The 18,266-nt window shown below is 58.3% G+C and carries 19 protein-coding genes; 3 read left to right on the top strand and 16 right to left on the bottom strand.

Features of this window, described 5'->3' with window-relative positions; all coding sequences use genetic code 11:
• Positions 1 to 5: 5 nt before the first annotated feature.
• The 3 genes from BKP64_RS09145 to BKP64_RS09135 are packed head-to-tail and all read left to right on the top strand — an operon-like array spanning position 6 to position 3,674.
• Positions 6 to 1,367 carry a malonyl-CoA decarboxylase gene (locus tag BKP64_RS09145; protein ID WP_070973625.1) on the top strand — a complete coding sequence of 454 codons (1,362 nt, stop codon included), beginning with the start codon at positions 6 to 8 and terminating at the stop codon, positions 1,365 to 1,367.
• Positions 1,364 to 2,893: a malonate--CoA ligase gene (locus BKP64_RS09140; protein ID WP_070968826.1), complete on the top strand. Its 1,530-nt coding sequence runs from the start codon at positions 1,364 to 1,366 to the stop codon at positions 2,891 to 2,893. Before BKP64_RS09145 ends, BKP64_RS09140 begins: the two co-directional genes overlap by 4 nt.
• A 25-nt stretch (positions 2,894 to 2,918) precedes the next feature.
• Positions 2,919 to 3,674 (top strand): maleate cis-trans isomerase family protein, encoded by a 756-nt coding sequence (locus BKP64_RS09135; RefSeq protein ID WP_070968823.1) that lies wholly within the window; start codon positions 2,919 to 2,921, stop codon positions 3,672 to 3,674.
• 83 nt (positions 3,675 to 3,757) lie between these two features.
• On the opposite strand, the gene phnN is transcribed toward BKP64_RS09135, so the two are convergent.
• From phnN to BKP64_RS09055, 16 genes are all read right to left on the bottom strand, one after another.
• Positions 3,758 to 4,360 (bottom strand): phosphonate metabolism protein/1,5-bisphosphokinase (PRPP-forming) PhnN, encoded by a 603-nt coding sequence (gene phnN / locus BKP64_RS09130; RefSeq protein WP_227515553.1) that lies wholly within the window; start codon positions 4,358 to 4,360, stop codon positions 3,758 to 3,760.
• Positions 4,361 to 4,369: 9 nt separating this feature from the next.
• A complete protein-coding gene (locus BKP64_RS09125) occupies positions 4,370 to 5,557 on the bottom strand; it encodes an alpha-D-ribose 1-methylphosphonate 5-triphosphate diphosphatase (protein ID WP_070968820.1) in 1,188 nt (395 codons plus the stop codon).
• Positions 5,554 to 6,258: a phosphonate C-P lyase system protein PhnL gene (gene phnL / locus BKP64_RS09120; RefSeq protein WP_070968816.1), complete on the bottom strand. Its 705-nt coding sequence runs from the start codon at positions 6,256 to 6,258 to the stop codon at positions 5,554 to 5,556. The genes BKP64_RS09125 and phnL overlap by 4 nt, the downstream gene beginning before the upstream one ends.
• A 31-nt stretch (positions 6,259 to 6,289) precedes the next feature.
• Positions 6,290 to 7,099, bottom strand: a complete 810-nt coding sequence (gene phnK, locus BKP64_RS09115) for a phosphonate C-P lyase system protein PhnK (protein ID WP_070968813.1) — start codon at positions 7,097 to 7,099, stop codon at positions 6,290 to 6,292.
• Positions 7,096 to 7,989, bottom strand: a complete 894-nt coding sequence (locus tag BKP64_RS09110) for an alpha-D-ribose 1-methylphosphonate 5-phosphate C-P-lyase PhnJ (protein WP_070968810.1) — start codon at positions 7,987 to 7,989, stop codon at positions 7,096 to 7,098. The genes phnK and BKP64_RS09110 overlap by 4 nt, the downstream gene beginning before the upstream one ends.
• Positions 7,986 to 9,113 carry a carbon-phosphorus lyase complex subunit gene (locus tag BKP64_RS09105; RefSeq protein ID WP_070968807.1) on the bottom strand — a complete coding sequence of 376 codons (1,128 nt, stop codon included), beginning with the start codon at positions 9,111 to 9,113 and terminating at the stop codon, positions 7,986 to 7,988. The genes BKP64_RS09110 and BKP64_RS09105 overlap by 4 nt, the downstream gene beginning before the upstream one ends.
• A gap of 2 nt (positions 9,114 to 9,115) precedes the next feature.
• Complete coding sequence (gene phnH, locus BKP64_RS09100; protein WP_227515552.1) at positions 9,116 to 9,745, bottom strand: phosphonate C-P lyase system protein PhnH; 630 nt, start codon at positions 9,743 to 9,745, stop codon at positions 9,116 to 9,118.
• Positions 9,742 to 10,227 (bottom strand): phosphonate C-P lyase system protein PhnG, encoded by a 486-nt coding sequence (phnG, locus tag BKP64_RS09095; protein WP_070968804.1) that lies wholly within the window; start codon positions 10,225 to 10,227, stop codon positions 9,742 to 9,744. The genes phnH and phnG overlap by 4 nt, the downstream gene beginning before the upstream one ends.
• Complete coding sequence (gene phnF, locus BKP64_RS09090; protein ID WP_070968801.1) at positions 10,224 to 10,955, bottom strand: phosphonate metabolism transcriptional regulator PhnF; 732 nt, start codon at positions 10,953 to 10,955, stop codon at positions 10,224 to 10,226. Before phnF ends, phnG begins: the two co-directional genes overlap by 4 nt.
• A gap of 71 nt (positions 10,956 to 11,026) precedes the next feature.
• Positions 11,027 to 11,782 (bottom strand): phosphonate ABC transporter, permease protein PhnE, encoded by a 756-nt coding sequence (gene phnE / locus BKP64_RS09085; RefSeq protein WP_083329190.1) that lies wholly within the window; start codon positions 11,780 to 11,782, stop codon positions 11,027 to 11,029.
• A 149-nt stretch (positions 11,783 to 11,931) separates the two neighbouring features.
• Entirely contained in the window at positions 11,932 to 12,942 is a 1,011-nt protein-coding gene (gene phnD / locus BKP64_RS09080; protein WP_070968796.1) for a phosphonate ABC transporter substrate-binding protein, read from the bottom strand.
• A gap of 55 nt (positions 12,943 to 12,997) precedes the next feature.
• A complete protein-coding gene (gene phnC / locus BKP64_RS09075; RefSeq protein WP_070968793.1) occupies positions 12,998 to 13,846 on the bottom strand; it encodes a phosphonate ABC transporter ATP-binding protein in 849 nt (282 codons plus the stop codon).
• A gap of 178 nt (positions 13,847 to 14,024) precedes the next feature.
• Positions 14,025 to 14,807, bottom strand: a complete 783-nt coding sequence (phnP, locus tag BKP64_RS09070; RefSeq protein ID WP_070968790.1) for a phosphonate metabolism protein PhnP — start codon at positions 14,805 to 14,807, stop codon at positions 14,025 to 14,027.
• 159 nt (positions 14,808 to 14,966) lie between these two features.
• On the bottom strand, positions 14,967 to 16,148 hold the full coding sequence (locus BKP64_RS09065) for a BaiN/RdsA family NAD(P)/FAD-dependent oxidoreductase (protein ID WP_070968787.1): 1,182 nt from the start codon (positions 16,146 to 16,148) through the stop codon (positions 14,967 to 14,969).
• 45 nt (positions 16,149 to 16,193) lie between these two features.
• On the bottom strand, positions 16,194 to 17,249 hold the full coding sequence (locus tag BKP64_RS09060; RefSeq protein ID WP_070968785.1) for an NAD(P)-dependent alcohol dehydrogenase: 1,056 nt from the start codon (positions 17,247 to 17,249) through the stop codon (positions 16,194 to 16,196).
• Between the two features lie 94 nt (positions 17,250 to 17,343).
• A complete protein-coding gene (locus tag BKP64_RS09055) occupies positions 17,344 to 18,147 on the bottom strand; it encodes a PhzF family phenazine biosynthesis protein (protein WP_070968782.1) in 804 nt (267 codons plus the stop codon).
• Positions 18,148 to 18,266: the final 119 nt, after the last annotated feature.

Below are 18,266 nucleotides of genomic sequence, written 5' to 3'. Positions count from 1 at the left end.
TGGCTATGAACATGAGTTTTTTGCAGGAGCTGTTCAGCAATATCACCCAGCGTGATGCCTTGCAGCGTAAGTTTGGAAACAAAAAACGCAGCTACGATCATCGGGACCTGATCACTGCCTGCGAAGAGTTGCTTCACAGTGATGGTGAAGCCGCCAGCATCGTGTTGGCGAGCCGGGCTCTGGACATCTACCAATCCCTCGGTGATGAAGAGAAACAGGCCTTTTTCGAGGTGCTGGCAAAGCAGTTTTCGGCCGACCCGGACAGGATCGATAAGGCTTACCGGGATTATAGAAATGACCGGTCCAACAAACACCTGGCGGTGCTGTTCGACGTTGCAGAGCCTCTCCGGCAGGAATTGCTACGGCGTCTGAACCTGGCTCAGGGGGCAACCTATGAGCTGGTCAAAATGCGCCAGGATTTCCTGGCGCTGATGAAGGGGCACAAAGATTTCGAGTCCATTAATGCGGATTTCGTTCATCTTTTTGCTTCCTGGTTCAACCGTGGCTTCCTTGTACTCAAGCGAATTGACTGGACAACTCCGGCCTCAATACTGGAAAAAATCATTCGCTACGAAGCTGTGCACAAGATAGAGGGATGGGATGACCTGCGCCGGAGGCTGGACAACAGGGATCGCCGCTGCTTCGGGTTCTTCCACCCCGCCATAGGCGATGAGCCTCTGATTTTCGTTGAGGTAGCGCTGACCAAGGGTATCCCGAACCGCATCCAGCCCATTCTGGCGGATGAACAATATGACATTGATGCGCCTGAGTTGGCGGATTCCGCCGCATTCTTTGGTATCAGCAACTGCCAGGTCGGGCTCAGGGGCATCTCGTTCGGTAATTTTCTGATCAAACAGGTGGTGCAGGAGCTGAAGCAGGAATTGCCCAACCTGAAAAATTTCGTGACGCTTTCCCCGCTACCAATGTTCCGGAGCTGGCTCGAGAAAACCTATCACCCGGATTCCGGCCTGCTGACGCCGGAAGCACAAGCCACGCTGAGTTTGCTGGACAACCCGGACTGGGCTGCCAATGAGGAGCTACAGAATCGTCTTAACGAGGTTGTTCGGCCGCTGGCGGCCCGCTATCTGCTGAAAGAAAAGAACAGCGAAAACCTGCCGCTGAACCCGGTGGCGAGGTTCCACCTGGGTAACGGCGCGGAGCTGCACCGGATTAACTGGCTGGGAGACGTGTCGGAAAACGGCATGAAACAGTCCGCCGGGCTGATGGTCAACTACCTGTATGTTCTCGAGAACATCGAACGCAACAATGAAAAATACACAATGAACGGCGAAATCGTCTGTTCCCCGAGCGTACGTGAGCTGGGCAAGCTTGGTCGAAAATTGTTTCAAGGAGAACTCGAAAAATGAACCATAACCTGTTCGATACGTTTGCCGCCAAAATGCAGGCCCGTGGAACGGCCAATTTCATCACCACACCCGAGGGCGGCAAATACTCCTATGCCGATGCCCTGGCTCAGACTGAACGCATGGCGGGGGCGCTGAGAGATCTTGGTGTTACGCCCGGAGACCGGGTCGCGGTGCAGGTTGATAAGAGCCCTGAGGCCATTTTGCTGTATCTGGCAACCCTGCGGATCGGGGGCGTATACCTGCCGTTGAACACGGGTTACACGGCGGATGAGATTGGTTATTTCCTGGGGGATGCGGAGCCTGCTTTGTTCGTGTGTCAGCCCGCTGCGCTCGAGGCGGCGAAGGCGATTGCTGCTGAAACCGATTGCCCGCAGGTAGAAACCCTGGGTGCCAGCGCCGACGGCTCCCTGATGGACGTTGTTGCCAATGCGGATGCTTACACCGGTATCGAGCAGCGTGATGAAGACGATCTCGCTGCGATTCTTTATACCTCAGGCACCACTGGGCGCTCAAAAGGCGCCATGCTGACCCACAAAAACCTGGGGTCGAACTGCAAGAGCCTCGCGGAGGCCTGGCGCTTCACTGAAAACGACCGCCTGATCCATGCCTTGCCTATCTTCCATACCCATGGCCTGTTTGTGGCCTGCAACGTCATCCTGATTTCCGGTGCCAGCCTGTACTTCATGTCCAGGTTTGATGTGGATACCATTATTGCCGCCATGCCAGAGGGCACTGCGCTCATGGGCGTGCCCACCTTCTATACCCGGCTTCTGCAGGATGACCGCCTCACGCCCGAGCTGACAAGGAACATGCGCCTGTTTACATCGGGCTCAGCCCCGCTGACGGCGGAAACCCATCAGCAGTTCGCGAAACGGACCGGGCATGCCATTCTCGAGCGTTACGGCATGACCGAGACCAACATGAACACCTCGAACCCCTACGATGGCGACCGTATTGCCGGCACCGTGGGAATGCCTCTGCCAGGTGTGGAGATCCGAATCACCGACCCGGAGACCGGGACCCATGAGCCACTGCCTCAGGGGGAAATCGGCATGCTGGAGGTTCGTGGCCCGAATGTATTCAAGGGCTACTGGCGTATGCCGGAGAAGACGCGGGCCGAGCTGCTTGAGGATGGCTTCTTTGTCACCGGTGACCTCGCCCTGATTGATGACCGTGGGTATGTCCAGATTGTCGGCCGTGACAAGGACCTGGTGATTTCCGGAGGTTTCAATGTTTATCCGAAGGAAGTCGAGCAGGTTATCGATGAAATGCCCGAAGTGATGGAATCTGCAGTTATTGGTGTGCCGCACCCGGATTTCGGTGAGGGCGTAACCGCTGTTGTGGTGCTGCTGCCCGGCGAGAAACTGGCAGAAGCGGATGTGATCAAGGCACTGGCCGGTCACCTGGCCAAATACAAGCAACCCAAGCGGGTCTTTTTTGTCGAAGCCTTGCCAAGAAACACCATGGGCAAGGTCCAGAAGAAGCAGCTCCGTGACGAGTACAAAGATATCTATCAGGGCGCCTGACGGGCATACGCCCTGGAGAATAAGTATGAGCCAGAGTTTTCGAATCGGTCAGATTGTGCCCAGTTCCAATACCACCATGGAGACAGAAATTCCCGCCATGCTCCGGGCCCGGGAGGCGGTGGAACCTGAACGCTTTACCTTCCACTCCAGCCGGATGCGGATGAAAAAGGTGACCAGGGAAGAGCTGGCGGCGATGGATGACGAGTCTGACCGCTGTGCGCTGGAATTGTCCGACGCCGCCGTAGACGTAATGGGTTATGCCTGCCTCGTCGCCATTATGAGCCGAGGAGCGGGATATCACCGGGAGTCCCAGGCTCGTCTGCACGACGTTACCGTGGAGAATGGTCATCCGACGCCGATTGTCAGCAGTGCCGGCGCGCTGACGGAAGGGCTGGGCATTCTAGGTGCCAAGCGCATCGCGATCATAACCCCCTACATGAAGCCCCTGACTCAGATGGTAATTGATTACATTGAGGCCGAGGGGTTTGAGGTGATCGACAGTATTGCGCTTGAAATTCCGGATAACCTTGAAGTGGGAAGGCGCGACCCACTGGCGCTGACAGAGATTGTGAAACGCCTGAACGTTGCCGGTGCCGACGCGGTCGTCTTGTCTGCATGCGTCCAGATGCCCTCGCTAGCTTCGATCCAGCAGGTTGAGGACTCCCTTGGTTTGCCGGTGGTCTCCGCCGCCACCTGCACAACGTATCAGATTCTCAAAGCCCTCAAACTGAAGCCGCTGGTGCCCAATGCCGGCAGGCTGCTGAATGGCAGCTACGGTTAGTAACCAGGCGGGGAATGCTGCCCAGGCCGTACATCTCACTTCGGTAGGTAAAGTGATGCATGGCGGCCCAGCCAGCAACTTTCTCATTCCGACGTTCCTCTGGTTCGGGCCATGGCAGCCAATAACGTCGTGACGGCTTCTTCAACGCTGCCATTGTTTGCGACCACCAGGCAGTCCGGTGGCAGGTGCTGTTCCAACTCACGGGTCCGGCGGATTCTGGCTTCGATTTCCTCTGCCGATTCCCGGCCGCGAAGTTCAAGCCGTTTTTGTAGCAGGGTCAGGTCGACGCTTATCAATACCGGAACCAGTGTGTCGCCATAACGCGACCGGGTCTGGTCGAGATAGGCTCGTGAGCCATTCACGAGTACCTGGCTGCCTTGGGCGAGCCAGAGGTCTATCTCCCGGCCGATGCCATAGCGGTAACCATTGGCGGACCAGTGCATGGCAAAGGCGTCCTTGGTTACCCGTTCCTCGAATTCAGCTTCCGAGAGGGAGATATGACTTTCTGTGCCCCCATCTGGCTGGCGGGTAATATAGCGGCGCGCCACCACAGGCCCTTGGCCATCGTCAAAGCGATCCTGACAGCCGCGCAGCAGCGTGTCCTTGCCGGCTCCTGAGGCTCCCATGATGTAAAACAGTTGCCCCGGCTCGGTTTGATTGCCTTTTAGATTCGTTGCTCCTGCCACTTTAGCCCCCTAGTAAACCCGTTCGCCATTTCGCCACACATTGTGAATGACCGGCAACTGACCTCTGGGCTCCACCAACACCAGATCCGCCCGTTTGCCCGGCTCGAGGACGCCCCGGTCATGAAGATTGGCGCACCGTGCGGGGGTTGTGGTGACCGTGGCGATGGCTCGCGCCAGGTCATAGCTGTTGTCTTCCATGCTGGCGAGGCGGAAAGCGGCATCCAGCATGCTGGCGGGGTAATAGTCCGAAGAAAGAATGTCGAGCACCCCCGCGGAGGCCAGCTCGGCGGCTGCAATGTTGCCGGAGTGTGAACCGCCGCGAACGATATTGGGTGCCCCCATCAATACCCTCAACCCAAGGTCGTGGGAAGCTTTTGCCGCTTCCAGCGTGGTGGGAAACTCCGCGATGCACATGCCGAATCCTGCAGACTCCACAGCATGATCCAGGGTGGCGTCATCGTGGCTGGCAAGGGGGATGCCCCTCGCCTGGCAAATGGCGACTATTGCCTTGCGGTTGTGGTCGCTGTGCAGCCGGGCGGACTCCTTGCGTTTGTGGGTGAAGGTATCCATTTCGGAATCGTTTAGGCCATGCTTTCCCTGGTAGTACTGACGGTACTTGTCTTCCCGGACGAACTGACGCTGCCCCGGGGTGTGATCCATCACCGAGACAAGCTGCAGGAGCGGGTGATCGACCAGATTTTCGAACAGCTGCAGCGTTTCGCCAAAACTGACCTCACAGCGCAGATGTAGAAGATGATCCGCCCGCAACATGCCCGCTTTGCGGGTTTCGGCCAGGGCGTCGATCAGCGTGCGCAGATGGTGGAGGCGGTTGCTGTCGTCGATCACATCACCCACGGAGAGGGCGTCGAACACGGTGGTTATGCCGGACGATACGATATGGGCATCGTGGGTCAGCACGGCTGGATGGCTGGGCCAGACAACGCCCGGTCGCGGGGAAAAATGCTTTTCCAGGTTGTCCGTATGCAGCTCCACGAGCCCCGGAATCAGATAGGCTCCCAGGCAGTCCCGTGCTCCCGGCGCCCGGCTGTTGCCCCGGTCCATGGCGCTTATCAGCCCCTTCTCGATCTTTAGTGTGCCGGTAAATACTTCGTTCTCCGTAACGATTCGGGCATTGGTCAGCAGCATTTCGCTGCTTTCAAGCCGTGGCCGTTCCAGGGTCAGATCCGTGGCGCTCATGCTGCTTCCTCCTTTGCGGGACGGGTCAGGGGTATCCGGCGGTCAGCCAGTTGCTCGCGAAGCCCGGCATCGTGGAAGATCCCCACAATGGCTGCGCCCCGTTCCCGCGCCTGCTTGATAAGCGACACCACCACGGCGGAATTGTCCGCATCGAGTGAAGCCGTGGGTTCGTCCAGCAACAGAATGGGGTAGTCGACGATAAAGCCGCGGGCGATATTGACCCGCTGCTGCTCGCCGCCGGAAAAGGTAGAGGGTGCCAGGTGCCAGAGTGTTTCCGGTATGTTCAGCTGGCGCAGGAGGCCGGCGGCTTTCTCGCGACAGGTTTCCCGGTCTGTGCCCAGGGCTCTTAACGGCTCCATCACCACTTCCAGGGTGGAAACCCGAGGTATCACCCGCAGAAACTGGCTGACATAACCCAGCGTCTGCCGGCGAATGGTCAGGATCTGTCTGGGAGTGGCCTTCACCAGATCGACAAGCTCGCCCTGGTGCCGCACTTGAAGCTGGCCCGACTGGGGCTTGTAGTTGGCATAAAGAGACCGCAGAAGCGTGCTTTTACCAGAGCCTGAGCGGCCATCCAGCACCACGCATTCGCCTGCGTTTACATCAAAGGACACGTCGTTCAGCACCGGGTAGGAAACACCACCCTGGTTGTGAAGGGTGAACCGTTTGTTCAGGTCGGTGACCTGGATCATGACAGTCATTGCAATTCTCCAGTTCGATCAGGGAGATGCCTCACGGGGTCAGCACCGAGGACACCAACAGCTGGCTGTAGGGGTGTTGCGGGTCATCCAGGATCTGGTCGGTCAGACCCTGCTCAACCACCTTGCCGCCACGCATGACCATGAGCCGGTGCGACAGCAGTCTGGCAACCGCCAGGTCGTGTGTAACAAGCACCACGGACAGGCCCAGATCCACCACCAGGTTGCGCAGCATGTCCAGCAGGCGTGCCTGGACTGAAACGTCAAGGCCTCCGGTGGGTTCATCCATGAACACCAGTCTCGGCTGGGTGACCAGGTTGCGGGCAATTTGCAGACGCTGCTGCATGCCACCGGAAAAAGTGCGCGGCAGGTCGTCAATGCGGCCGGTGTCGATCTCCACTTCCCGCAGCCATTTCTCTCCCGTTGAACGCAGGGTGCCGTAGTGGCGCTCGCCTGTGGCCATCAGGCGCTCTCCAATGTTCGCCCCGGCGCTTACGCCCATCCTCAGCCCATCCCGGGGATGCTGATGAACTATGCCCCAGTCCGTTCGCAGCAGAAGGCGCCGCTGGCTCTCGGATATGCCGTAGATGTCGAGTTTCTCCCCCTGCTTGCCGGTGTACTCGATCTGTCCCGAGTCCGGCGTCAGCATTCCGGAGAGGCACTGCAAAAGTGTGGTCTTGCCGGAGCCGGACTCGCCGACGATGCCCAGTACTTCGCCGGGCCAGAGCTCAAAGTCCACACCGTCGACGCCCTTTCCCGGTGAATAGAGCTTGCGCAGGTCGCTTACCCTGAGTACTGGCTCGGCCAGGGCGTCATCTGTCACAGCCATTGCGGTGCTGGTCATAGGGCCTCCCGATTTGCGCCGCATGCGACGCGCTGGTTGCAGTAGTCGGTATCAGAGCAGATGAAAATGCGTCCGCCCTCATCGTCGATGACGACTTCGTCGAGAAAGGAGTGGTCTGAACCGCAGAATTCACAGGTCTTGTCCCACCCCTGGATTTCGAAGGGGTGATCCTCGAAGTCCAGGCTCTCAACCCGGGTGAAGGGCGGGATGGCGTAGATGCGCTTCTCCCGGCCGGCTCCAAACAGTTGCAGTGCCGGGCTCCCGTGCATCTTGGGGTTGTCGAATTTGGGGATGGGGGAGGGGTCCATCACATAATGGCCGTTGACCTTGACCGGATAGGCGTAGGTCGTTGCGATATGGCCGAAACGGGCGATGTCCTCATAGAGCTTGACGTGCATGACGCCATACTCCTGCAGGGCATGCATCTTCCGGGTCTCGGTTTCCCGGGGCTCGATGAAGCGCAGTGGCTCGGGAATCGGTACCTGGTAGACCAGAATCTGGCCCGGGGTAAGGGGCGTTTCCGGTATCCGGTGACGGGTCTGTATGACGCTGGCCTCGACGGTTGATTCCGTGGTGGCAACGCCGGCGGTGCGGGAAAAAAAGCGCCTGATGCTGACCGCATTGGTGGTGTCGTCGGCTCCCTGGTCGATGACCTTGAGCACGTCATCGTGACCAATCACCGTGGCGGTGACCTGCATGCCGCCGGTGCCCCAGCCATAGGGCAGGGGCATCTCCCGGCCACCGAACGGAACCTGGTAACCGGGCACGGCCACGGCTTTCAGCAGGCAACGGCGGATCATGCGCTTAGTCTGCTCGTCCAGATAGGCAAAGTTATAACCAGTGTCGTTCGTCTGGGCGTCTCTGGTCTGTTCAAGGGTTGCAGCGGTCATGCGTGTTTCGCCTCCCGGCGTTCCTGGTTGCGGGATCTGCGCTCCTCAAACTCCTTGCGGAGCCGACGCAGTAATACCAGCTCCGACTGGAAATCCACGTAATGGGGGAGTTTCAGATGGGACACGAAACCCGAGGAATCCAGGTTGTCGCAGTGGGAAAGCACGAACTCTTCATCCTGGGCTGGTGAGACAACGTCTTCGCCAAGTTCCCGCGCCCGCAGTGCCCGGTCCACCAGTGCCATGGCCAGCGCCTTGCGCTCGGAATTGCCAAAGGCGAGGCCGTAACCCCGCGTGAAACGGGGCGCCTCGGTCTCAGTGCCGATAAACTGGTTGATCATGTCGCATTCGGTTACCTGGACATCACCGATGACGACGGGAAAGCCGAGCTCTTCCGGGGCTATTTCCAGCGCCACTTCGCCTTGGCGAACTTCACCAGCGAAGGGGTGATTGCGGCCGTAGCCGCGCTGTGTGGAGTAGGCCAGGGCCAGCAGGAAGCCTTCATCGCCGCGGGCCAGAGCCTGCAGCCGCAGGTCCCGGTCGGCAGGGTAGTCCAGTGGCTGCCGTGTAAGATCGGCGGGCTCCGCTGAATCACTGGGGTTGCCGGCTCCGCTTCTCGGACACGGGCTTTCAATCAGACCCTCGTAGTTGAGGAAGTCCAGTACCCGAGGGCACTCTTCCACGGTCTCTTCAGAAGACTCCGTGGCCGGGCGCTCACCGTTGGCCAGCAGGGTAAAATCCAGCAGCCGATGGGTGTAGTCGTAGGTCGGACCCAGCACCTGTCCTCCGGGCAGATCCTTGTAGGCCGCCGAAATGCGGCGCCGGATGGCCATTCTGCTGGTTTCAACCGGGAGGGAAGACAGAAAACGGGGCAGGGTGGTGCGATAGGCCCGCAGAAGGAATATGGCCTCTATCGCGTCGCCGCTGGCCTGTTTGAGCGCGAGTGCCGCAAGCTCCGGATCGTAAAGAGAGCCCTCGGTCATGACCCGGTCAACGGCAAGCGCCATCTGTTCCCGGATCTGGGCAACGGTCAGTTCCGGCAGTGAGGTGTCGCCGCGACGGGTCTCATCCAGCCAGCTGTGGGCCTGGTCGATGGCTTTCTCACCGCCTTTGACAGCAACGTACATGGTTATACCTCCACTTTGGTGGTGCGCGGGAGACCCATCAGGCCAGTTCCCGCGGTTAACAGAAGGTCCACACCGCAGGGGAAGCGCCTGAGGTTGTCAGCCAGCATGGCCGGCCAGCGCGGATCCAGCCCGGCAATACCTACCCTTCGAACGCCATCGATTCCGGGACCGCTCAGGGTCCAGTCAATGGTCGCATCCAGACTGTCGACCTGGACAATCAGCGTGGTGGACCGGTCGGGGTATTCATGACTGCCCTGGGCAAAAATGCTCAAATCGCCATCAAAGTCCGGTGTTGTCAGGGCAAATTCCGCCCGCTCGGGTTCGTCCACCACAGGGCAGCCGCAGTGAAAGCGCAGTGCGCTGACCAGGGCACTGGTTTTCAGGGAGGGGCCAATCCACAGGGGCGTTTCAGCGTCCAGAAGTGCCAGACAGATCTGGTAGGAGGCGATATGGACTCCCTCCGGGGTCTCGCTTACTGGCAGATTCTGAAGTGTCCCCGGCTCCGAAAGTGCCGTGAGTACGTGACGAAACACCTGTTGTGATTGCTGGACCGGATCCTCGAATCCGGCACATAGCCCCGTCAGTGAGAGGGTGGGCATTGCCGAAGACTGAAATTCGTTTTGAGCGCTCACTGGCCTGACTCCCCTCTTACCATGGTCATGAAATTGACTTTGGTGGCCGCCGCCTTGCGGGAGACCTGTTCACGGCGTGCCAGCCACTGCCTGTACAGGGGCTGAATCAGCGCGGGCCCGTGCTGATTGCTGTCCTGCTGCATAAGGCCGTCGAATAGCGCGGCCAGCTCGGCGTGACGCCGGCTGCGGCCCGTTACATAGCCAAAGCCCTGGGCGCCGGCCTCCAGTTCCACCACGCATCGGGTGACGGTGACCTCCCCCAGATTGAAGGGGGCACCGGCGCCCCCGGCCCGGCCACGCACCATGGCCAGGCCGATTTCCGGCTTGCGCAGGCAGCGGTAGGAGGGCTTTTGTGTCAGGTTTTGCCAGTAGGACTCAAGCGCGTCCAGATCGGCTCTGGCCAACACGGACATCCAGTGCTGACGGGCGGTGACCTCCGGATTGGCTTCGGGACTTTCTGAGAAAGTATTCGCGATGGTCATGGGGTGGGTTCTCCCGTGGGTAAATCGGTGATGCTGGGCTGAATTCTGAATTCGAAACTGTCGCCGCGGCCCCGGGAAACGCTGTATTCGAGCACTTCGCCGGTGCCGGCTCGGACATTGTTGGACTTCACCACCAGCAGCGGCATATGCCGGGGGTATTGCAGTAACTCTGCTTCGCGTTGACTTGGCAGGGTGGTGCCAATCAGTGCCTGCTGGCGAAGCAGTTTCACGCCATGGTTGTTTTCGATGTGGGCGTGCAGGGACCCGCCCTCATAACTGGTTTCCAACCCGGGAAAGGCATCCCGGCGCAGGTAGTGGCTGATCAGGTTGACCGGGCGTCCATCCATGCTGCGCAGGGTATCCACCTGTAGGATGGGTGTTCCTGCGGGGATCCCGCTTGAGTGCGAAAGACGCTCGTCGGCCACCAGTACACGGCGGCCAATCACTTCAGCGCAGGAGGTGTGACCCATGGCCTTAAGGGACTCACTGAAGCGGGCCCGGGCGCCGATGTTGTATTCCACGGAATGCTCCACCACGAGTGTGCCCTTGCCGCGCTGGCGCAGGAGCATCCCGGCGTCAACCAGCTGGTCAACTGCGCGGCGCAGGGTGTGGCGATTGATTGAAAAACGCTTCGCCAGCTCAGCCTCTGAAGGCAGATAGTCTCCGCAACTCAGATTCCGGCGAATTTCCTGTTCCAGCGTCTCGGCGACTTCCTGGTAAATGGCCATCGGTTTTCCTCTTGTCTAGACAATCCGGAGTATTGAAAATCCCGCCGAAGCGGGAATTCGGATGAGCCGGTTCAGATGAAGCGTTTGCGAATCCACTGGGAAGCGATATCCAGCGAGGTAACCACGGCGATGATGATGATCATCACTGCGCAGGTCTGGGCGAACTGGAAGCCGCGCATGCTCTCCCAGAGAATCACACCTATACCGCCTGCGCCGACCATCCCCACCACCGTGGCGGAGCGGACGTTGGACTCGAATCGGTAGAGTGAATAGGAGATCCACAGCGGCAGAACCTGGGGGATAACGCCGTAAATGACTTCCTGAAGCCCGCTGGCCCCGGTGGCACGAACCCCTTCAACGGGACCAGGGTCAATGGCCTCCACCGCTTCGGAGAACAGTTTGGCCAGAACCCCGGTGGTGTGGATGAACAGTGCCATTACCCCAGCAAAGGGGCCCAGGCCCACGGCCACCACAAACAGCATTGCAAAGACCATTTCGTTGATGGCCCGGAATGAATCCATGAGCCTCCGGACCGGCTGGCAAATCCACCAGGGCACCAGGTTTTCCGACGACATGATGCCGAAGGGAATGGCCAGAACCACGGCCATGACCGTGCCCCAGATGGCGATCTGAACGGTTGTTACCATCTCGCTCAGGTAGAGTCGCCAGTTGTGGAAATCGGGCGGAAAAAAATCGGCGGCGAACACCGCCATGTTGTTGCCATCAGCGAACAGTGCCGCAGGGTTCATTTCCGCCCCGCCCCAGGACCAGGCCAGGATCGCACAGGCGATGCCCCAGCCCAGAAGGCTCGTCCAGTTCCGCGACATCAGGTTGCTTTGACTGGCAGAGGGATTTGTTGGTGTTGCCGATATGCTATGCATGATAATCGCCCGTCGCCTTTGGGTTATTGATCTGGAGTTTCCGGGATCGCCCCGGCGCGGGAATGGCTGGCCCTGCAGGCCAGCCACCAGGCTCTTCAGTTGGTTTCTTCGCGGGCAGCGTCCAGAGCCGCGAGACGACGCTCCAGACCGGCGAGCTGGGCTTCGATTTCAGCCAGCTTCTGGGCCTTTTCCTGCTCTGAATAGTTTTCGTCGTTCTCGATCCCGGCTTTCTGCTTGAACAGCTCCAGCTGACGAATGGGAATCAGCTGGTCGTTGCTGGAGGCGCGGAAGGGGGCCCACTGGAGGTCTTCCAGCACTTTGAGTTCGTGCTTGTCACCGGTGGTGCCGTAGGTCATCAGGAAGTCGTAGACCTTCTGCTTGGTTTGCTCAGGCAGGTTTTTGCGCCAGACGATCGGGTCGGATGGGATCAGCGGAGATTTCCAGACCACTTTCAGATTTTTCGCTTTCTCCGGGAAGTTGATCTCCAGCCGCTCCATGCTCTCGGTGTTGAAGGTGGCGACATCAACCTGCTTGTTGGCAACTGCCATGGCATTGGTTTCATGGCCGGAGTTCAGCGTGCGTTTGAAGGCTTCCTTGGGATTGACGCCATTTTTCGCAAAGATGTAATAGCTGGGCACCAGGAAACCGGAAGTGGAATTGGGATCACCGTTACCGAAGGTAAGGTCTTTCGCGTTGGCCAGAACATCCTCAACACTGTTCAGGTGAGTGCTGTCCTTGTGGACGATCATCAGGCTCCAGTAGCCCGGCGAGCCGTCGGCGGCGACGGTCTGCACAACAACTTCACCACCGGCACGATCGACCGCTTCCATGGCAGACTTGTTGCCGTACCAGGCGATGTCTACCTTGTCGAAGCGCATGCCCTGGATGATGCCGGCGTAATCCGGTGCAAAGAAGCCCTTCACTTCCATGTCCAGTTTTTCGGACATGTCTGCAAGGAAGGGGTCCCAGACGTTTTTCAGATTGCTGGAAGATTCGGTTGAGATGATGCCGAAGTTGAGGGTTTTCTGTTCTTCCGCCTGAAGGCCGGTAGCGCTGACGGTGACGGCAGCAGCGAGGGCCAGGCGACTGATCCATTGCTTGAACATCTTTATTTTCCTCTGGTTTGTGGCTCTTGGTTAAAGTGCATGAACGGTTTCGGAATCAGCTGGCGGGTGCCAGCGCAAACCCTTTAGCGGGCTCGCGGGTATTTCTTCTTTTAACGGGTTCGCCGTCGACATCGAACGAGGTGGTGCCGTAAATGCTGGCGAGAAGTGAGGGGGTCAGCTCTTCTGAAGGACCGTCGAAAACCACTTCGCCAGCTTTCAGTGCCACGGCGCGGCGGCAAAACTCACGGGCGTAATCCACTTGATGGAGGGTAACCACCACGGTGCGACCGTCTACGCTGTTGATGTCGGAGAGAATTTCCATGACCCGGCGGGCAGATTCAGGATCCAGGGAAGCGATGGGTTCATCCGCAAGGATGACTTCGGCTTTCTGGGTCAGGGTGCGGGCAATGGCGACTCGCTGTTGTTGGCCGCCGGAAAGGCAGGACGCCCGATGATTCGCCCAGGCGTCCATGCCCACCCGGTTCAGACATTTCAGCGCCAAGGCTCTCTCCTCGGCATTGAACAGCCCAAGACAACCGCGCCAGCCAGGCACGCGGCCAAGGGTGCCGGTAAGCACGTTGGTCATTACCTTCATTCGGCCCACGAGATTGAACTGCTGAAAGATGTAGCCGATCCGGGCCCGAATTTTACGGGCATCGGAGCAGAGCCGCCCATTGCACTGAACCGATTGCCCCAGGACGCGAATCTCACCGCTGTCCGAGTCGCCGCAACTCAGGCCGGCCAAGTGCCGGAGCAGGGTCGACTTGCCGGATCCTGACGGGCCGATAAGAGCTACCATCTCGCCAGATTCGATGCTCAGGTCGATATTTTTCAGAGCCTTGTCGTTGCGGCTGCTTTTGCCGAACGTTTTGGACAAACCTTGAATCTGAATTTCGGGCTCCATGGGACGCCTCCCGTCTTGTGTCTGCAACTTGTATAGACAGTGTCTTCGGCAGCTGTGACGGTTGGGTGTCGCTTGGATGACAGCGGGTTGAAGGTTTTAAGACAGGAGCGTGAAACTGACGGAGGCGTGGAGGAGGTTTAAACGGAGAAGGCTTCGGGTATCCAGCGCCAGCTCGGCTTCATTCATGAGGGTGCTTTCCAGCGGCCGGTGCCAGACTCGCTTGCTCTCCGTCCCTGGCAACCCGGATGTCGGCGGGCAGGTCTGGGTTTGTGCTCAGGCGCCAGTCATCCAGTTCATGGCTGATGTGGGTAAGCCAGGTCCGGACCGGGCTAACGGCTTCAATGCAGTCCAGAGCCATAGTCCAGTCGTTATGACCTTTTGGTTCATCGGACGGCGGAAAGGAGCAGTCGATAGCCAGCCCATCAGGTTTCATTGCCCGCAAAAAATCGCCGGTTTCCAGCGGCAGGCCACGGGTGTCTGTGAGATAGGCAAAAGCCGGTCCGTCTGCAAGCTCAATGGCGTAGCCAAAGGTGATTTTTGAATGAATCAGAGGCAAAGGTGTGATTTTCAATGGTCCAACCTGAAATGCGGAAAACGCCACCTGAGGTCTGAACTCCAGCATGCCGGGATGACGGAAAAGATCAGCACAGCCATCCGGGTCTGGGGGTATGAAGACGGGAATGGTCGGTCCCTTACCCCAGCGCAGATGAAACAGCCCCTGCACGTGGTCGGGGTGAAAATGCGTCAGGAGGATGGCATCCAACTCGCCGGGCCCGAAGCGTTTGTGCAGGTCCATCAGGCCGCCATCAATCAGAATGCGGATACCCCCGGATTCGATTAATGCCGAGCAGGGCTCGCGCCCATAGTCGGGGCTGTTATGGGCGATCACACAGGCTGAGCATTGGCAACCGAATAACGGTACTCCGCCGGCCGCACCTGTTCCCAGAAAAGTGATGCGCATTGAGTCACCTCAGAGAGTGGGCTCGCTGACCCGGGCAGACTTTCGGGTTTCGACGTCAACACGCAAAAAGCCCGAAAAGGTGAATAGCGCCCAAGCTTGGCCTTTTTAGGTTAAGCGGATGTTACACTGCAATACCCGTTGTCATTTACCGATCCTGGTTCAGGCAGCATTCCCTGCTGCCACACCCGACGCCCACGCCCACTGAAAGTTGTGGCCGCCAAGGTGGCCGGTCACATCCACCACCTCGCCGATAAAAAACAGATTCGGGTGTTCCAGCACCGCCATGGTCTTGGAGGACAGCTGACGGGTATCGACGCCGCCAAGTGTGACTTCGGCGGTCCGGTAACCCTCAGTACCCGCTGGTTTGATTTTCCACTGCCCGAGCGTGGTGGCAACCTGCTCCAGGTCACTGTTCTTGTAACCTTGCAGCGAACCGATCCAGCCATTCAAGTCGTTGTAAGCCTGGGCAAACCGCTTTGGCAGATGCTGGGCAAGGTAATGGGCGATCGTAGACTGAGGTTTGGCTTTACGCAGTTGCAGAAGGTCTTCGTGAATACGGTTGGCGGGTAACAGGTTGACGGACAGTTCATCACCCGGCTGCCAGTAACTGGAGATCTGCAACATTGATGGGCCACTCAGTCCTCGGTGGGTCACCAGCATGGGCTCCCGAAAATGCTGGTTGTGGCAGGTGACATCGACTGGGCAGCTTACGCCAGACAAGGGCGAGAGCTGTTCCTTCAGTTCCGGCTGCAGGGTGAATGGCACCAGACCGGCTCTTGTGGGTAGAAGCTCAAGCCCGAACTGCCTCGCTATATCGTAGCCGAAGCCGGTGGCGCCCATGGTAGGAATAGAGAGCCCGCCACAGGCAACGATCAGGGATTCGCAGGTGAGGGTGCCAGCGTTGGTAGCCAGTTTATAACCGGTATCGGTGCTTTGTACGCGGGATACCGAGGTTTTAAGCCTGATGTCGGCGCCGGCCCATTCACATTCGGTAAGCAGGACATTCAAAATGTCTTTTGCGCTGTTTTTGCAGAACAACTGCCCCGCCGCTTTTTCCTCATGCTCCACGCCATGTCGTTCCACCAGTTCCAGAAAGTCCTGGGGGGTGTAACGCTTGAGTGCGGAAATGCAGTAATGCGGGTTGTCGGACAGGAAATTGGTCGGGTTGCTGTTCAGGTTTGTGAAATTGCAGCGGCCCCCACCGGACATCAGGATTTTCTTGCCCGGTTTGTTGGCATGGTCGATAACCAGGACCTTGCGGCCCCGGTAACCTGCCGTGGCGGCACACATCAGGCCTGCTGCCCCTGCACCGATAATAATTACGTCGTAGTCCGAACCCATGAATACCCGCACTTGATAAATGTGCGGGTATTATACGGGATACTGCTAGCTGTTTTTCAGTGTTGCCATATCAATAACAAACCGATACTTCACATCACCTTTTTTCATCCGTTCATAAGCGTCGTTGATGTTGTGGATATCGAGCATTTCCACATCACAGCTGATGTCATGTTCGGCGCAGAAATCCAGAACTTCCTGGGTTTCTGGCATGCCACCAATAAGGGAGCCAGCCAGGACCCGTCGCTTGAATACCAGAGCCCCTGCCTCCAAGGCCGGTTCAATCGGTTCAAGCAACCCGACGATGATGTGAGTGCCATCGTAGGTCAGGCAGTTAAGGTACGGATTCAGGTCATGCTGTACCGGCACCGTATCCAGCATGAAGTCCAACGTCTCCGCCGCTGCGGCCATCTGATCTTCGTCAGTGGAGATCACAACGTGATCGGCACCCTGTTTTTTGGCTTCAGATACTTTGCTTTCTGATCGGGTGAATATGGTGACCTCGGCACCGAGTGCCTTGGCAAATTTGACGCCCATGTGACCAAGCCCGCCCATGCCGATAACGCCGACTTTGTGGCCGGCTTTTACGCCGTAGTGACGCAGCGGGGAGTACGTGGTGATGCCGGCGCACAGTAAGGGTGCGGCTGCTTTGATGTCCAGCTTCTCGGGAATCCGGACCACGAACCGCTCACTGACGACGACACGCTCCGAGTAGCCGCCAAAGGTCACGGAATGGTCGTGACGATCCTTGCCATTGTAGGTGCCTGTCATGCCCTCTGAGCAGTATTGCTCAAGTCCGGCCTCACAGGCAGAACAGGCACGGCATGAGTCAACCATGCAGCCAACGCCAACCACATCGCCTTCCCGATAGTTCTGGACGTTGGGACCCACGGCTGTGACGCGACCGACGATTTCATGGCCGGGGACAACCGGGTATTGAGTGACGCCCCAATCGTTCTGGGCGAAATGAATGTCGGTATGGCAGACACCGCAGTAGTCGATTTCAATGGCAACGTCGTCTCTGCGTAAAGATCGCCTGCTGATTCCGTGAGGGGCCATGCCAGAGGTTGGGGATTGTGCTGCAAATGCCTTGGTTTCGGTCATGTTTCGGGCTCCTTCTCGGGATGTGGATGTAGTTATACTCCGGCGCGCTGCGAATCTATCACCGATCGACATTGCCATCGTGTAACCAGGTAGCTTAAAGCTGAACCTTCCCTTCCATGAAGAATGCTGCCTGGCCGGCTATGGATACGCGATCTCCCTTCAACTCGCATCGGAGTTCACCGCCCCGTTCCGAGACCTGACGGGCATGCATTCCTGTTTTGCCCAGGACGTCAGCCCAATAGGGTACCAATACGCTGTGGATGGAGCCGGTGACCGGATCTTCATCGATACCTGCACCCGGGGCAAAGTATCGGCTGACGAAGTCGCATTGGTCCCCTTTGGCCGTCACAATCAGTCCCTGGTTTCCGAGTTTCGTGAGCGTGCGCAAATCCGGTTGCGCAGCGCGCACGGCCGCTTCGCTATCCAGCACGACCATGTAATTGGTGTCACTTGGCACAAAAAACGCGGTATCCGGCACGCCGGACAGGGCTTCTCGCAGGATCGAAGGCGTTTCCCGTTGCTCAAAGGCGAGGTTGGGGAAGTCAAGAGCCAGCCAGCCTTCGTTGTGCTGTTCGACGCCCAGGGGGCCACTCTTCGACTGGAAACGAACGCTGTCTTTCTTCCAGCCCAGTTTGTTGAAGATCACCCAGGCCGTGGCAAGGGTGGCGTGACCGCACAGTCGCACCTCAACACCGGGCGTAAACCAGCGAATGTGAAAATCGGTGTCATCGTCGTTGGACAATGGCAGGAAAAAAGCCGTCTCGGAGAGGTTGTTCTCACCGGCCAGTGCCAGCAGCGTCTCATCCGGCAGCCATTCCTGAAGAGGCATAACGGCAGCGGGATTGCCGCCGAAGAGGCGGTCAGTGAAAGCGTCTACCTGGTAGATGGTGTGTGTCATGTTTTCTGCTCCTTGTTCACGTGATCAGAATAAAGCCCGGGCGGCGTTTATTCATGACGATATTCTGAGACACTACGGACAGCCATAACAGATTCAGATAATCCTGTTTTGAACCGGTA

It is taken from the genome of Marinobacter salinus (assembly GCF_001854125.1).
Taxonomy (GTDB): domain Bacteria; phylum Pseudomonadota; class Gammaproteobacteria; order Pseudomonadales; family Oleiphilaceae; genus Marinobacter; species Marinobacter salinus.
Note: the sequence above shows the minus strand (reverse complement) of the source record. Positions and strands in the feature narration are given on the sequence as shown.

What these genes read in the sequence shown, in the direction of transcription:
- BKP64_RS09145 (WP_070973625.1), top strand. Translation starts at nt 6, where the DNA reads ATGAACATGAGTTTTTTGCAGGAGCTGTTCAGCAATATCACCCAGCGT.
- BKP64_RS09140 (WP_070968826.1), top strand. Translation starts at nt 1,364, where the DNA reads ATGAACCATAACCTGTTCGATACGTTTGCCGCCAAAATGCAGGCCCGT.
- BKP64_RS09135 (WP_070968823.1), top strand. Translation starts at nt 2,919, where the DNA reads ATGAGCCAGAGTTTTCGAATCGGTCAGATTGTGCCCAGTTCCAATACC.
- BKP64_RS09125 (WP_070968820.1), bottom strand. Translation starts at nt 5,557, where the DNA reads ATGAGCGCCACGGATCTGACCCTGGAACGGCCACGGCTTGAAAGCAGC.
- phnL (WP_070968816.1), bottom strand. Translation starts at nt 6,258, where the DNA reads ATGACTGTCATGATCCAGGTCACCGACCTGAACAAACGGTTCACCCTT.
- phnK (WP_070968813.1), bottom strand. Translation starts at nt 7,099, where the DNA reads ATGACCAGCACCGCAATGGCTGTGACAGATGACGCCCTGGCCGAGCCA.
- BKP64_RS09110 (WP_070968810.1), bottom strand. Translation starts at nt 7,989, where the DNA reads ATGACCGCTGCAACCCTTGAACAGACCAGAGACGCCCAGACGAACGAC.
- BKP64_RS09105 (WP_070968807.1), bottom strand. Translation starts at nt 9,113, where the DNA reads ATGTACGTTGCTGTCAAAGGCGGTGAGAAAGCCATCGACCAGGCCCAC.
- phnG (WP_070968804.1), bottom strand. Translation starts at nt 10,227, where the DNA reads ATGACCATCGCGAATACTTTCTCAGAAAGTCCCGAAGCCAATCCGGAG.
- phnF (WP_070968801.1), bottom strand. Translation starts at nt 10,955, where the DNA reads ATGGCCATTTACCAGGAAGTCGCCGAGACGCTGGAACAGGAAATTCGC.
- phnE (WP_083329190.1), bottom strand. Translation starts at nt 11,782, where the DNA reads ATGTCGCGGAACTGGACGAGCCTTCTGGGCTGGGGCATCGCCTGTGCG.
- phnD (WP_070968796.1), bottom strand. Translation starts at nt 12,942, where the DNA reads ATGTTCAAGCAATGGATCAGTCGCCTGGCCCTCGCTGCTGCCGTCACC.
- phnC (WP_070968793.1), bottom strand. Translation starts at nt 13,846, where the DNA reads ATGGAGCCCGAAATTCAGATTCAAGGTTTGTCCAAAACGTTCGGCAAA.
- phnP (WP_070968790.1), bottom strand. Translation starts at nt 14,807, where the DNA reads ATGCGCATCACTTTTCTGGGAACAGGTGCGGCCGGCGGAGTACCGTTA.
- BKP64_RS09065 (WP_070968787.1), bottom strand. Translation starts at nt 16,148, where the DNA reads ATGGGTTCGGACTACGACGTAATTATTATCGGTGCAGGGGCAGCAGGC.
- BKP64_RS09060 (WP_070968785.1), bottom strand. Translation starts at nt 17,249, where the DNA reads ATGACCGAAACCAAGGCATTTGCAGCACAATCCCCAACCTCTGGCATG.
- BKP64_RS09055 (WP_070968782.1), bottom strand. Translation starts at nt 18,147, where the DNA reads ATGACACACACCATCTACCAGGTAGACGCTTTCACTGACCGCCTCTTC.